Genomic DNA, 13,460 nt, shown 5'->3' with positions numbered 1-13,460 from the left:
GTTCTCCTCAGGGCTTGGTGAGGACGAGCAGGTCGGTGTGGATCAGGGCGTGGCGGCCGGCGCGGACGCGGGAGAGCGGGCAGGCGCAGCCGGGCGCGTGGTCGACGGTGCGGGGGCGTCGGGGGGCGAGGGCGCTGCCGGTGGCGACGGCCTCGACGGCGACGATGTGCTGGAGGTAGGCGAGGCCGCAGGCCTGGGCGTGGGCGATGAGGTGGCCGGCGGCGTCCGGTGCGCCGCTCTGGCGGGAGCAGAGGACGAGGACGCCTCGCGGGTGCAGGGCTCGCGCGCAGGCGGCGATGAGCGCGGCGGCGTGGTGCGGGGTGGCGGGGGTGTGGGGTGCGGCGACGGCCAGGCGGGCACGCGCGTGCGGGACGGTGCGGCGGAGGTGGGCCGGAGCCGGCGTGGAGGTGAGGTGGAGGTGGGCCTCAGCGCTCAGGGCCTCAGCACTCAGGGCCTTGGTGCTCAGGCCCTTGGTGCTCAGGGCCACGGCACCGCGGCCGGCCCGCGCGGCGGCGGTCAGCAGGATGCCGTTGCCGGGGTCGGGGAGGAAGACGAGGTCCCCGGTGGCGGAGAACGCGTCGATGATCCGGTGCGCCAGGCCGGGCGGGATCCGGTCGGCGCAGGCGGCGTCGCCGGGGATCTCGCAGCTGGTGCAGCAGCCGGCGAAGGGGTCGGTGAGCCAGACGGTCAGCGGGACGGGCGTTTTCGACACCGGCGGCGGGCCGTTGTCGCCGCAGGACGTTGACATCCAAGGAAACGCCGATCGCTGCCGGTTCCTAACGTGCGGTCGGCTTCCGGGACGAGTTTCAAGGTTCTTTCGGGCTGGTCCCAGGCGCGACCCTACGCGGCTGGAGACTCGCGTCGCCGCAGGCCAGCGACTGGATGGAGGTGGCTCGGAGGCGGCGGAGCTCCGTCCGAACTCCGTCTCGCCTCCACCCGTGCCCCGCGCTCCCGGCAACCGCGCTCAAGATCGTTTCCGGTCCGCCTCCGCGCCCCTTGGCGCACTCGATCCACTCGGCGATCACCGCTGACGCCCTCGGATCGAAGGAGTACGCCCATGGACGTCCGATCGACCTCCCGCAAGCCGGTCGAGCCCCTGCAGCTGGTGGAGCAGGAGCTGCGCCTGCTCGTCGAGCGGCCCGTGCCGCTCACGCTCTACGTCGCGGACCTGGACGGCTCGCTCCCGGACGGCTGGCTGGACATGGCCTCGCTGCGGGCCCTGCTGCTGCACCCGTCGGTCGGCTTCGCCACCCGCGGGGCGATCTGGGTGCGACTGCTGACGCTGACTCGGGCCGGCGGCCGGGCGGGCGAGGAGTGGTGCACCGCGACTTGCGCGATGGCCCTGCCGGGGCTGTGGCGGATCGCCGGGCGGCTGCGGCGGGAGGTGCCGGAGCTGGCGGTGGAGTTGCAGCAGGTGATGCTCTGCGGCTTCTGGGACGCGCTCGTCCGGCTGCGCGAGCAGGCGCCGACCATGGAGCAGCCCGGGCGGATCCCGGCCAGCCTGTGCTGGGCGGCGGACCGGGCGGCTCGCTCCTTCCGCAACCGGGAGGCCGAGCACGGGCGCCGCAGCAGCGCGCTGGGGGACGGCGCGGCGCAGCAGGGCACGGCGCTGAATCCGGAGACCGTGCTGGAGCTCGCCGTCGCGGCGGGCGTGCTGTCGCGGGAGGCGGCCGACCTGATCGCGGCGACCCGGCTGGACGGGGTGCCGGTGCGGGTGCTGGCCGAGCGGGCGGGGTGCACGCCGGAGTCGCTGGGGATGCGCCGGCGGCGGGCCGAGGTGCGGCTGATCGAGGCGCTGCGGGGCGGGCGGCTGGACTGCACGCCGACGGCGGATCTGATGACGCAGCGTTAGGAACGCGTCGCCAGCGCGTTTTGACTGGGTGAGAGGGGCTGCGGGGCCGGTGCGTTCGCCGCGGACGTTGACACCGCCACCGCCGCCGATCGGCCGAGACCCCCGAAGGGAGGTCGGGCCGTTGGAGCCCCGGCCCCGCCGCTCCCTCTCCCCCGGTTCCCCCACCCTCCCGGACTCCCCGCAACGGAGCAGCCATGCACGTCCTCCTCGCACAGTCCGTGCTCTCCGCGCCGCCGACCATCGACCAGGTCTTCTCCAACGTCACGGCCTGGATCACCGGGATCGCCGCGACGATCGCCACCACGTTCCTGACCTTCGGCGGCCTGCGCTACCTGCTGGCGGGCGGGGATCCGGGCGAGGTGATGAAGGCCAAGACCGCGATCAAGTCGGCCGGGCTCGGCTACATGCTCGCGATCCTGGCGCCGGCGCTCCTCGACGTCCTCAAGAGTCTGGTCAACACCAAGTGACCGCGGTGCGTTCACGGTTGACGACCGTCGCGATCACGGTGGCGGTGCTCGCCGTCGTGCTGCTCTGCGGATCGGCACACGCCGACCCGATCACGCCGCCGCCGGCCCCGGGCGCGAGCCCCGCCTCGCCGGGGCCCTCCCCCGGGTTGACGCCTGCGCCGCCGATCGGCGGACCGCCGGGGCCCGTTCCGACTCCGGCTCCGTCGCCGGGCCCCTCGCCCGTGCCGCCGGCTGACGGCGGGTCGGGTGACGGCGACTCGGCCTCGTGGTGGGACGTCCCCGGGCAGATCCGGGAGGCGATCACCGGCTGGCTCGCCGACCTGATCCGGCCGGCCGTCGAGCCGGTGGTGAACACCCTGGTGCGCATGCTGCTGACTCCGGTGGATCCGGCCGCCTCGGGCCGGGTGCGGGAGCTGTGGCAGCAGATGCTGACCCTGGCGCTGGCCGGTTACGGCTTGTTCGTGCTGGCCGCCGCCCTGACCACGATGGGCCACGGCAGTCTCCAGCAGCGCTGGGGCGCACCCGAGCTGCTGCCCAGGCTCGTCCTCGGGATCTCCGCCTCCGCGCTGTCCATGACGATCAGTGAGACCCTGCTCGCCCTGGCGAACGCGGTGACCGTGGCGGTCTTCGGTGACGGGGTGCGGGCCGAGGACGTGGCCGGCACGCTGGTCGGGCTCGTCATCGCCCAGCTCACCGGGAGCGCGGCGCCGTACCTGCTGGTGCTGCAACTGGTCACGGTGGTGCTGGCCGTGGTGCTGCTGGTGGCGGCGCTGATGCGCACCGCCGCGCTCGTGGTCCTGCGGGTGGCGGCGCCGCTGATGCTGGTCTGCCACGCGCATCCGCTGAGCGAGGGGATCGCCCGGTTGTGGTGGCGGGCCTACCTCGGCTGTCTGGGGACGGAGATCGCGCAGGCGGTGGTGCTCCTGGTGTGCGTGCGGGTGCTGCTGGATCCCGCCAACTACGGGCTGGTGCCGCTCGCCTCGACGACGCCGTTGGTGAACATGCTGCTGCTCTGCTGCACGCTCTACCTGCTGATCAAGATCCCGTCGTGGATCCGACGGATCGTCACCTCCCCGGCGCGCACCATCACCGGCGGCAGCGCAGCGCGGGTGCCCGGGTCGCGGCTGCTGCGCACGGTGGCGATCGCCGCGATCGGCATGCCGCTGGGTCCGGCCGCGCTCGGCACGGCGCTGCGGGGCGGAGCGGGCGCCGGCCGGTTCGGACGCGCCGCCCCGTGGGGCCCCGCTCGTGGCCGGCCTCCGCGCAGGTCCGGCGGCACCGGGGCCGCCCAACAGCCCGCCCGTGCCCCGGGTCCGCCGCGGCTGCCCCGCCCCGCTCCCCTTCGCCCTCCCCTCGACAACGGCGGCCGCGGCCGCCGTGGAAGGAGCTGACGGACCATGCCCTCGTACCTCCGCGAGGACGACGCCGCACCGCCGCCGGTGCGGATCCCCTCCGACGTGGAACGGCCCGACGCCGTCCTCGGTCCGCTGTCGGCGCGTCAGGCCGTGCAGGTCGGCTCGGTGCTGGTCGTGCTCTGGCTCGCCTACCCGGTCGCCAGGCACCACGTGCCGCCGCTGGTCTGCCTGGCGGCGGCGCTGCCGGTCCTCACCGCGACCCTCGCCGCCGTGCTGACCCGCCGCGACGGCCTGCCGCTGGACCGCTGGGTGCTCGCGGCCTGGCGCCACCACCGCTCGCCGCACCGGCTCGTGCCCGGCAGCGCCGCGCCCGCCCCGGTCGCCCAGCTGCAGTTGCCGCTCGCCGACATCGCGCCGGACGGTGTGCTGGACCTGGCCGGTGCCGGGCGGGCGGTGCTCAGCCGGGCCGGCACGGTGAACTTCGCGCTGCGCACCGGCGTCGAGCAGCAGGCGCTGATCGCCGCCTTCGCCGGCTGGCTGAACGCGCTGACCGGGCCGGTGCAGGTCCTGGTGCGCTCGCAGCGGCTCGACCTCGGGCCGGCCGTGGCCGCCCTGGAGCGGGCCGCGCTGCCGCACCCGCTGCTGGCGCGGGCCTGCCGCGAGCACGCCGCCTTCCTCACGGAGCTGGCCGCCGAACGGGACCTGTTGTCGCGTCAGGTGCTGGTGGCACACCGGGAACCGGGCACCGACCGGGCGGCCGGGCTGCGGGCCCTGCGGCGGGCGGAGGAGGCGGTCTCGCTGCTCGCCGCCGCCGAGGTGCCGCTGCACACGCTGCGCGGCCGCCAGGCCTTCGCCCAGCTGGCGGCGGCGACCGCGCCGGACTCCCCGGTGCACCCGGACCCGGCGCTGCCGGGCGAGCCGGTGACCTGCCGGGGCCGGGGAGGCGGCCAGTGAACACGCCCGTGGGCCTGGGCCCCGACAGCGTGCAGGTCGAGGCGCGGCTGCTGGCGGCGGGCGACCTGCTCGCGGCCACCCTGCTGGTCACCGGCTACCCGGCGGAGGTGGGGCCGGGCTGGCTGGAGCCGCTGCTCGGCTACCCGGGCCGGCTGGACGTCAGCCTGCACATCGAGCCGGTGCCGCCTGCGGTGGCGGCCGACCGGCTGCGCCGGCAGCGCGCCCGCCTGGAGTCGAGCCGCCGCGCGGGCGCCGGACGCGGGCGGCTGGACGATCCCGAGACGGAGGCGGCGGCGCAGGACGCGGCCGAGCTGGCCTGGCGGGTCGCCCGGGGCGAGGGCAGGCTCTTCCGGGTCGGCCTCTACCTGACCGTCCACGCCGCCGACCGCGCCCAGTTGGCCGAGGAGCTGTCGGCGGTGCGGGCGATCGCCGAGTCGATGCTGCTGCGCTGCGAGCCGGCGACCTGGCGGGCCGTGCAGGGCTGGACCAGCTGCCTGCCGTTCGGCGTGGACCGGCTCGACGCCAAGCGCACCTTCGACACCGCCGCGCTGGCGGCCTGCTTCCCGTTCTCCTCCCCCGACCTGCCGGGCGGCGAGCCGTCGCAGGTGGGGCCGGTGCTGCTGGGGCTGAACAGCACGGGCGACGGCCTGGTGCTGTGGGACCGGTTCGCGCAGGAGAACCACAACTCGGTCACCCTGGCCCGCTCGGGCGCCGGCAAGTCGTACCTGGCCAAGCTCGAAGCGCTGCGGCTGCTCTACCGGGGCGTGCAGGTGCTGGTGATCGACCCGGAGGACGAGTACGCCCGGCTGGCCGACGCGGTGGGCGGCACCACCGTGCGCCTGGGCGCCGAGGGGGTGCGGATCAACCCGTTCGACCTCGCGCCGGAGGACGAGGGCGACCGGCTGACCCATCGGGCGCTGTTCCTGCACGGCTTCGTCTCCGTGCTGCTGGGCGGCCCGCTCGATGCCGCCGACCGCGCGGTGCTGGACTCGGCGATCCTCGCCGCCTACCGCGCCGCCGGCATCACCGCCGATCCGCGCACCCACACCCGGCCCGCGCCGCTGCTCGCGGATCTGGCCCGGTCGCTCGCCGAGACCTCCGATCCCGCCGGGCCGCGGCTGGCGCAGCGGTTGGCGCCGTACGTGAGCGGGAGTCACCGGCAGCTCTTCGACGGGCCCAGCACGCAGGCGACGGGCGGTCACCTGACGGTGTTCTCACTGCGCGCCGTGCCCGAGGAGCTGAAGGGCGCGGCCACCATGCTCACCCTGGACGCGGCCTGGCGTGCCGTCACCGATGCGCGCGAGCGCCGCCCGCGCCTGGTGGTGATCGACGAGGCGTGGCTGCTGATGCGCGAGGAGCAGGGCGCGCGGTTCCTGTACCGGATGGCCAAGTCGGTGCGCAAGCGGTGGGCCGGGCTGTCGGTGATCACCCAGGACGCGGCCGACCTGCTGGCCACCGACCTGGGCCGCGCGGTGGTCGCCAACTCCGCCACCCAGGTGCTGCTCCAGCAGGCGCCGCAGGCGATCGGCGCCGTGGCCGAGTCGTTCGGGCTGTCGGCCGGTGAGGCCGGCTTCCTGCTCGCCGCCGGTCAGGGCCAGGCGCTGCTGTGCGCGGGGCCGGGGCGGCGGGCGGCGTTCGGCTGCGTGGCCTCGCCGGCCGAGCACCGGTTGGTGAGCAGCGATCCTCGGGAGGCGCAGTGACTCTGCCCGTCGTGCTGATCTGTGCCGGGGTGCTCTGGCCCGCGCTGCTGGGCGCTGTCGGACTGCGCTGGTGGCTGTACCGCAGCAGGCAGCGCAGGCTCACGGCTGATGGGGTCGCCACCGTGATCCTGGTGCCGCCGAGCGTGGAGGCCGGGTCGGCCGAGCAGTTCTGGGGGCACCTCGGCGGCCTGGTCCGGCCCTGGTGGCAGCGGCTGACGAAGGGTCAGCCGCACCTGGCCTTCGAGTACCGCTTCACCTCGGCCGGGCTCACGGTTCGGCTCTGGGCTCCCCGCGCGATCCCGCCGGCCCTGCTGCGCCAGGCCGTCGAGTCGGCCTGGCCGGGCGCGCAGGTGCGGCGCGAGGAGCCGGCCGCCGCCGAGGAGGGGCGGCTGGTGGCGGTGGGCGGCGAGTTGCGGCTGGCCCGGCCGGAGGCGCTGCCGTTGAAGACCTCGCACGGCAGCGATCCGCTGCGCGCGCTGCTCGGCGCGGGGCTCGGTGCCGGTGACGGGGCGCAGGTCACGGTGAGCGTGCTCGCGCGGCCCGCGGCCGCCCGCCGGGTGCGCCGCGCCAAGCACCAGTTGCACCGTCTCGGCGGCGGTCCCGGCCGATCCCCGAGGGGCGGCCGCGATCCCGAGCAGGGCGGCGAACTCCGCTCCGCCCTGGCGAAGTTCGCCGGACCGCAGTGGGAGACCGCCGTCCGGTACTGCGTCGCGGTGGTGGCGGGCCCGCAGGCGCCGTCGCGCGCCACCATCCGGGCGCACGCCATCGCCTCGGCGTTCGCGGTGCACGCCGGGCGCAACTGGTACGTGCGGCGCCGGCTCCGGCAGCCGGTCGGTGCGGTGGGTGAGCGCCGGTTCCCGCTGCGGGGCGACCTGTTGTCCGTTCCCGAGCTCGCCGCCGTCGCCCACCTGCCGACCGACGCGACCACTCCCGGCGTGCAGCGGGCCGGGGCCCGGTCGGTGCAGCCCGTCCCGGTGATCCCCTGCCAGGGCCCGTCCGTGCGGCCGCTCGGCATCGCCGATGCCGGCCCCGCCCGCCCGGTCGGCCTCGCCGTCCCCGACGGCAGGTACCACACGCACGTCCTCGGCTCGACCGGGTCCGGCAAGTCGACCCTGCTGGCCGGGATGATCCTCGCCGACGTCCGGGCCGGGCGCGGCACCCTGGTAGTCGACCCCAAGGGCGACCTGGTCCTCGACCTGCTCGACCGGCTGCCCGAGGCGGCGCTGGAGCGGACCGTGCTGATCGACCCGGACGACCACGGCCTGCCGCCGCGCCTCAACGTCCTGGAGGGCGAGGTGGACACGGCGGTCGACAACCTGGTCGGCATCTTCCAGCGGATCTTCTCCTCCTCCTGGGGTCCGCGAACCGACGACCTGCTGCGGGCGTCCTGCCTGAGCCTGATGACCTCCAGCACCGCCGGAGTCACCGTCACGCTCGCCGACGTCCCGCTGCTGCTCACCGACTCGGCCTACCGGCGCCGGATCTCACGCGGCGTCAACGACCGCATGCTGCGCGGATTCTGGACCTGGTACGACGAGCTGTCCGACCCGGCCCGCGCCGCGACCACCGCCCCGCTGATGAACAAGCTGCGCGCCTTCCTGCTGCGCCCCTTCGTCCAGCAGTCCGTCGCCTCCGGGCCCTCCACCTTCGACCTCGGCGCCGTGCTCGACGGCGGCGTCGCCCTGGTGCGCCTGCCCAAGGGCGCGCTCGGCCAGGAGACCGCCGGCCTCTACGGGTCGTTCATCGTCGCCAAGGCCTGGCAGGCCGCCACCCGCCGGGCCAGTCAGGCCGAACACACCCGCCGCGACGCGGTGCTGTACCTGGACGAGGCGCAGCACTTCCTCAACCTGCCCTACCCGCTGGAGGACATGCTCGCCGAGGCCCGCGCCTACCGGCTCGCCTACGTGCTCGCCCACCAGAACCTCGGTCAACTCCCGCGCGACCTGCGCGAGGGCATCGCCGCCAACGCCCGCAACAAGATCACCTTCGCCGCCTCCCCCGACGACGCCCGCGACCTGGAACGCCACACCCGCCCGCACCTGGCCGCCCACGACCTCGCCCACCTGGGCCGCTACCAGGCCGCCGCCCGGCTCGTCGTCGACGCCACCACCACGCCCGCCTTCACCCTGCGCACCACCGCGCTGCCCCCGCCGGTCCCGGGCCTGGCCGACCGGGTCCGGCACGCATCCCGCGCCAACTTCGGCCCAGAGAAGGGAAAGTGAGCCCGCCATGAGCCGACTTCCGATCACCGGCCCGCGCATCCCCGCACCCACCCGACGCCAGCGCCCACTCCACACCCTGGCCGCACGCCTGACCGAGCGGGACCTGTGGCTGCTGGACATGCTGCTGGAGCACTCCGTGCTGACCAGCACCCACATCGCCCAGCTGCTGCGCACCTCCCGCCGCTCGGCGACCCGGCGGCTGAGGACGCTGGTCTCGCTCGACCTGCTGACCACCTTCCGCCCCCAACTCCCCCTCGGCTCCGCGCCGATGCACTACACGCTCGGCCGTACCGGCGCCGCGCTGCTGGCCGCCCGGCTGGCCACCACGCCCGGCGCGCTCGGCTGGCGGCCCGACACGCCGAGCCGGATCGCCTTCTCACCCACCCTGGTCCACGACCTCGGGGTGGCCGACTTCTTCAGCGTGCTCGCCCAGCGGTCCACCACGGCCGCCCACTTGAGCACCTGGTGGTCCGAGCGGCGCTGCCGGGAGCAGTGGGGCGACCTCGCCCGGCCGGACGCCTACGGCACCAGCGCGACCCCGACCAGCTCGGCCTCGTACTTCCTCGAACACGACACCGGCTCCGAGCCGCTGACCCAACTCGCCCGCAAACTCGACGACTTCGCCCAGCTCGCGATCGCCACCCGCAGTCGGCCGCTGGTGCTGTTCAGCCTGCACAGCGGTCGGCGCGAGGTCAACCTGCACCAGCGGTTCACCGCGCACCCGACGCTGGACCGGCTCGCGGTGGCGACCTTCGCCCGCGACCAGCCGCTCTCCCCCGCCGACGCCGCCTGGCTGCCCGTCGGCGGCACCGGCCGACGCCTGGCGCTGGTCGAGCTGCCAAACGGCTGGCCCACCGAGCGCCGACCCAGCACCGCCGCACTCGCCGAGGGTGCGGACCGCGCGTGCAGCCCGGCCCCGCACCCGCTCAGCCCCGGGCACCCCGCCCGGCCCCGCCCCTGACCGCTGCCCGGGCCGGCGCGGCGCTCGGCGCCGGCTGCCTCGGCGCCGTGGCCCTGGTCACCGCGGCCGCCACTGCCGTCCTCGCCACGCTGACCGGCGGCCTGTTCTCGTCACCGCCCAGCAGCACCGCCCGCGCCGACATCCCGCCCCCGATGCTGACGCTCTACCAGCAAGCCGCGCCCAGCTGCCCCGGCCTGCCGTGGCCGGTGCTGGCCGGCATCGGCGAGGTGGAGACCGACCACGGCCGCGCGCCCAGCCTGGTCTCCAGCGCCGGAGCCGTCGGCCCGATGCAGTTCATGCCCGACACCTTCCCCGACTACGCACTCCCCGTCCCGCCCGGCGGCGCCGCCCCGCCCACCCCGTGGGATCCGACCGACGCCGTCTACGCCGCCGCCCGGATGCTCTGCCGCAACGGCGCGCCCCAGGACCTGCACGGCGCCCTCCACGCCTACAACCACTCCGACTCCTACGTCGCCGAAGTCCTCGCCCAGGCCGCCGACTACGCCGGCCGCCCCGCCCTGCAACCGCCCTCCCGCCCGCCCACGCCCGCCGCCGCCACCGCGATCGCCTTCGCCCGCACCAAGCTCGGCACCCCCTACGAGTGGGGCGGCACCGGCGACCCCGGCCACGGCTACGACTGCTCCGGCCTCGTCCAGGCCGCCTACGCCGCCGCCGGCGTCCCGCTGCCCCGCGTCGCCCAGGACCAGTACGACGACACCCCCCACCTACCCGCCGTCGACCCACCGCTCCCCGGCGACCTGGTCTTCTACGGCCCCTCGGTCCACGACGCCACCCACGTCGGCCTCTACCTCGGCGCCGGCCAGATGATCGACGCACCCCACACCGGCGCCGTGGTGCGCGTCGAGCCGTTCCGCCGGCCCCACGACCACTACCTCGGCGCCACCCGCCCCGCACCCCCTGGAGCACCGTGAGCCTCCCCCACCCCCAACTCCTGCGCACCGCGCGCACCCTCACCACCGGCACCTGGGTGCTGATCGGTGCGGTCACCACCTTCTCCGCGATGACCGGCGCACAGTTCATCGGCGCCCACTCGCGCTGGCAGTGGTCCGGCTGGGTGCTCGCCGCCAGCATCGACACCGCCTTCGTGATGGCCCTCCAGGCCGACGCCACCCTCGCCCGCCACGGCACCTCCGGCGGCCACTGGCCCACCGCCTTCCGCTGGCTCACCGGCGCCTGCTCGGTCTTCGTCAACACCGCCGACGCCGCACTCACCCGCGACCCCGTCGGCGTCCTCGTCCACCTCATCGCCCCCGCACTGCTCCTGGTCCTCGGCGAGGCCGGCCCTGCTTGGCACCGCCAACTCCTCACCCTGGAACAGAGCGCACACCTGCACACCGCACCGCCACCGCCCAGTGCGCAGGTCCGCACACGGCTGCGCACCGCACCCGAGCACCCGGGTGCGCACCCCGCCCCTCCTGCGGATCCTGACGAGGCCCGCGCCCGCATCCTCCAGGGCCACCGCGACGGCCTCACCCAACGCGAGACCGCCCGCTGGGCGCACCGGAGCCCGAGCTTCGTCCGCAAGGTCTGGGCCGCGCTCGACGAGGAGTCGGGCACGGCGGCTCGGGCAGGCGGTCAGCCGCCCGTCGGCGACGGCTCCACCGGCGGCGGCTCGGCCGAGTAGCGGGCACCCCCGGCGCTGAAGTGGGCCAGGTAGTAGGTGACACCGTCGAGCCGCAGCTCCATGGGCGGCGGATCCGTGACCAGGTGGACCCGATCACGCTGGCCGTCCACCCGGGCCTCCATCGTCGGCGCGTTCCGGGACCGCGCCCAGCCCTCCGCCTGCTCCGGCGGCCACAAACAGCGAGCACCGAACTCCTGCTCCTCACCGGGATCGAGCTGTGTCAACGCGCGCACCAGCGCCGGGCTGTACACGGCGCGAACCCGAAAGTTCACCAGGAACCGGCTCTCGATCACGATCCGCATGTACCGGCGGCTGTTCCCCCGATGACGCCCCGCCACGATGACGCGCTCACCCCCGTCGCCCCAGGCCGGCGGCGCGATCCACACCTTCGCCCTCGGCGCGAAGTGCCGCAGCCCCTGACGGATCTCCAGCCCGCCTTCGCCGTGGCTGGTCTCCTCAGCGACGTTCGCCACGACACATATGCCCAGCGGCTCCGGTCCAGTTGTCTCCGTCATGGTTGCCATGATCGCCTACTGCCTTTCGGTCACGTGCCGCGACTCCACGCGTCGACCGTCGCGGCCGCCCAAGCCCTGACGCGTTCCGCGAACTCCGCAGCGGGGAACGTCCCGTCGACGGCGACGTCGTCGATCGTGACGGAGAAACGGGATCGCGGCGCATCCCGGGGCGGCAGCGCCGCGTCGCGGAGGACTCGTGACGGCCTGCCATTCATACGATGGGAGTTGCCGCGACGCGCCTGAGCGACGAGCTGGTTCACTGCGTCGAGGCCGCCTTCGAGGATGCGCGTAGGAGGGCCCACGCCATCGCACCATCGTCGGCGGGAAGGCGGCTGGGGCACTGGAGCAGGAAGCAGTAGACTGAGACGCCGCGCAGCGACCCCCACGGTGCCTGCCGTGAATGGTCCAACGCGAGCAAGGCGGGGTGATGAGGCTCTTCGGATTCCCCACCCGCCGCTCAGGTGTTGACCAGACATGCTCACTTGGGTTCCCCAAGCTGGCAGGCCGCGGCAGACACCGAGGCGGATACCGGGCCAGCGGCCGGACTGGCGGCCGGGCCGGCGGTCTTGATCCGCAGCGCGCGGACGTCGCGCACCGCGAGCATGGCAACCGTGCAGCCGAGGATCACCACAGCGGCCCCGAACAGCGTCGTGCGCACGCCGATCGCGGCGCTGAGCGGGCCGACGGCCGCCTGGGAGAGGGGGATCGCCACGAAGGAACCGAGCGCGTCGTAGGAGTAGACGCGCGCCAGCCGGTCCTCGGGGATCTCCTGCTGCAGGGAGGTCTCCCAGGCGATGCCACCCTGTTCCACGCCCACGCCGGCCAGGAAGTTCATCCCGGCCAGGACCGCCACCGGCACGCCGAGGGCCAGCCCGAAGGGCAGCAGGGCGCAGCCCGCCATACACACCACCCCGACCAGCAGCGGCCGCTGCGGACGCAGTCGCAGCCCGAGCACGCCACCGACCAGCATGCCGACGGTCTCGCCGGCCAGTACCAGCCCCCAGCCACCGCTGCCGAAGGACTTGTCGGCGATGGTCGGGCCCAACACCCCCACGGCGCCCGAGTATGCGGCGTTGAGGAAGCAGAACGTGGCCACGATCGTCCACACCCAGCGCCGGGCGACGAACTCCTGCCATCCGACGCGCAGTTCGTGCAGCATGCCGGTGCCTGCAGACGTGGGCGAGGATTCCTGGGCGAGCGCCGTCGTCGGCCTGACCCGGACGCCGGCGAAGAGCAGGCCCGAGAGGGCGAACGTCGTCGCGTCGATCGCCAGGCCCCACCCCGGACCGGCGGCGGCCACCACGGCACCCCCGAGCGCGGCCCCGCCGATCATCGCGCCGTTCGCCGCCATCCTGTTGAGCGCGTTGGCCTGGCGGCGAAGCTCGTCCGGCACGGTCTGCGGCAGCAGCGCGGAGGAGGCGGGCATGGCGAAGGCGGCGAACGCTCCGTTGCAGGCCGACAGCGCCAGGATCCACGGGACAGTCGCGTGATGAGTGAGGACGAGCGCCGCAAGCGCTCCCTGACTGGCCGCACTGAGCGCGCTCGACCCGACCAGCACCAAGCGGCGCGGCAGCCGGTCGGCGAGGACACCGCCGAAGAGCACGAACGCCACGTTGAAGAGCGAGCGCACGGCTACCACCAGACCGAGTTGCGTCGGCGACCCGGTGGTCCGCAGCACCGCGAAGGCGAGCGCGATCGGCGCACCCCCGTTCCCCAGCATCGCCACGGCGCGGCCCAGGGCGAGCCGTCGGAAGGGGGCAAGGCGCAGCGGGGCCAGGAGGGTCGACAT

General features: G+C 75.0%; 13 protein-coding genes. 9 read left to right on the top strand and 4 right to left on the bottom strand.

Features of this window, described 5'->3' with window-relative positions; translation table 11 throughout:
* Positions 1–7: 7 nt before the first annotated feature.
* Positions 8–748, bottom strand: a complete 741-nt coding sequence (locus FHX73_RS29535) for a hypothetical protein (protein WP_145908941.1) — start codon at positions 746–748, stop codon at positions 8–10.
* Between the two features lie 309 nt (positions 749–1,057).
* Between FHX73_RS29535 and FHX73_RS29530 the strand changes: the two genes are divergently transcribed.
* The 9 genes from FHX73_RS29530 (at position 1,058) to FHX73_RS45030 (ending at position 11,156) form a co-directional block, all read left to right on the top strand.
* A complete protein-coding gene (locus tag FHX73_RS29530) occupies positions 1,058–1,852 on the top strand; it encodes a sigma-70 RNA polymerase sigma factor region 4 domain-containing protein (protein WP_145908940.1) in 795 nt (264 codons plus the stop codon).
* A 194-nt stretch (positions 1,853–2,046) separates the two neighbouring features.
* On the top strand, positions 2,047–2,319 hold the full coding sequence (locus FHX73_RS29525) for a pilin (protein ID WP_145908939.1): 273 nt from the start codon (positions 2,047–2,049) through the stop codon (positions 2,317–2,319).
* Positions 2,320–2,336: 17 nt separating this feature from the next.
* Positions 2,337–3,710, top strand: coding sequence for a conjugal transfer protein TrbL family protein (locus FHX73_RS29520; protein WP_145908938.1), 1,374 nt, complete (start codon positions 2,337–2,339; stop codon positions 3,708–3,710).
* Between the two features lie 6 nt (positions 3,711–3,716).
* Positions 3,717–4,628: a PrgI family protein gene (locus FHX73_RS29515; protein WP_145908937.1), complete on the top strand. Its 912-nt coding sequence runs from the start codon at positions 3,717–3,719 to the stop codon at positions 4,626–4,628.
* Entirely contained in the window at positions 4,625–6,328 is a 1,704-nt protein-coding gene (locus FHX73_RS29510) for a VirB4 family type IV secretion system protein (protein ID WP_246213945.1), read from the top strand. The genes FHX73_RS29515 and FHX73_RS29510 overlap by 4 nt, the downstream gene beginning before the upstream one ends.
* Positions 6,325–8,550 carry a type IV secretory system conjugative DNA transfer family protein gene (locus FHX73_RS29505; protein ID WP_145908936.1) on the top strand — a complete coding sequence of 742 codons (2,226 nt, stop codon included), beginning with the start codon at positions 6,325–6,327 and terminating at the stop codon, positions 8,548–8,550. The genes FHX73_RS29510 and FHX73_RS29505 overlap by 4 nt, the downstream gene beginning before the upstream one ends.
* Before the next feature lie 7 nt (positions 8,551–8,557).
* Positions 8,558–9,511 (top strand): replication-relaxation family protein, encoded by a 954-nt coding sequence (locus FHX73_RS29500; protein WP_145908935.1) that lies wholly within the window; start codon positions 8,558–8,560, stop codon positions 9,509–9,511.
* Positions 9,454–10,443: a C40 family peptidase gene (locus FHX73_RS29495; RefSeq protein WP_246213944.1), complete on the top strand. Its 990-nt coding sequence runs from the start codon at positions 9,454–9,456 to the stop codon at positions 10,441–10,443. The genes FHX73_RS29500 and FHX73_RS29495 overlap by 58 nt, the downstream gene beginning before the upstream one ends.
* Positions 10,440–11,156 carry a helix-turn-helix domain-containing protein gene (locus FHX73_RS45030; RefSeq protein ID WP_170305132.1) on the top strand — a complete coding sequence of 239 codons (717 nt, stop codon included), beginning with the start codon at positions 10,440–10,442 and terminating at the stop codon, positions 11,154–11,156. The genes FHX73_RS29495 and FHX73_RS45030 overlap by 4 nt, the downstream gene beginning before the upstream one ends.
* On the opposite strand, the gene FHX73_RS29485 is transcribed toward FHX73_RS45030, so the two are convergent.
* The 3 genes from FHX73_RS29485 to FHX73_RS29475 are packed head-to-tail and all read right to left on the bottom strand — an operon-like array spanning position 11,108 to position 13,460.
* Positions 11,108–11,680 (bottom strand): hypothetical protein, encoded by a 573-nt coding sequence (locus FHX73_RS29485; protein ID WP_145908933.1) that lies wholly within the window; start codon positions 11,678–11,680, stop codon positions 11,108–11,110. The genes FHX73_RS45030 and FHX73_RS29485 overlap by 49 nt on opposite strands.
* Positions 11,681–11,700: 20 nt before the next feature.
* Positions 11,701–12,147: a DUF5946 family protein gene (locus FHX73_RS46550; RefSeq protein WP_425461455.1), complete on the bottom strand. Its 447-nt coding sequence runs from the start codon at positions 12,145–12,147 to the stop codon at positions 11,701–11,703.
* 2 nt (positions 12,148–12,149) lie between these two features.
* A complete protein-coding gene (locus FHX73_RS29475) occupies positions 12,150–13,460 on the bottom strand; it encodes an MFS transporter (protein WP_145908932.1) in 1,311 nt (436 codons plus the stop codon).

Source organism: Kitasatospora viridis (genome assembly GCF_007829815.1).
GTDB lineage: Bacteria > Actinomycetota > Actinomycetes > Streptomycetales > Streptomycetaceae > Kitasatospora > Kitasatospora viridis.
This window is presented reverse-complemented; position numbering and strand designations above follow the sequence as displayed.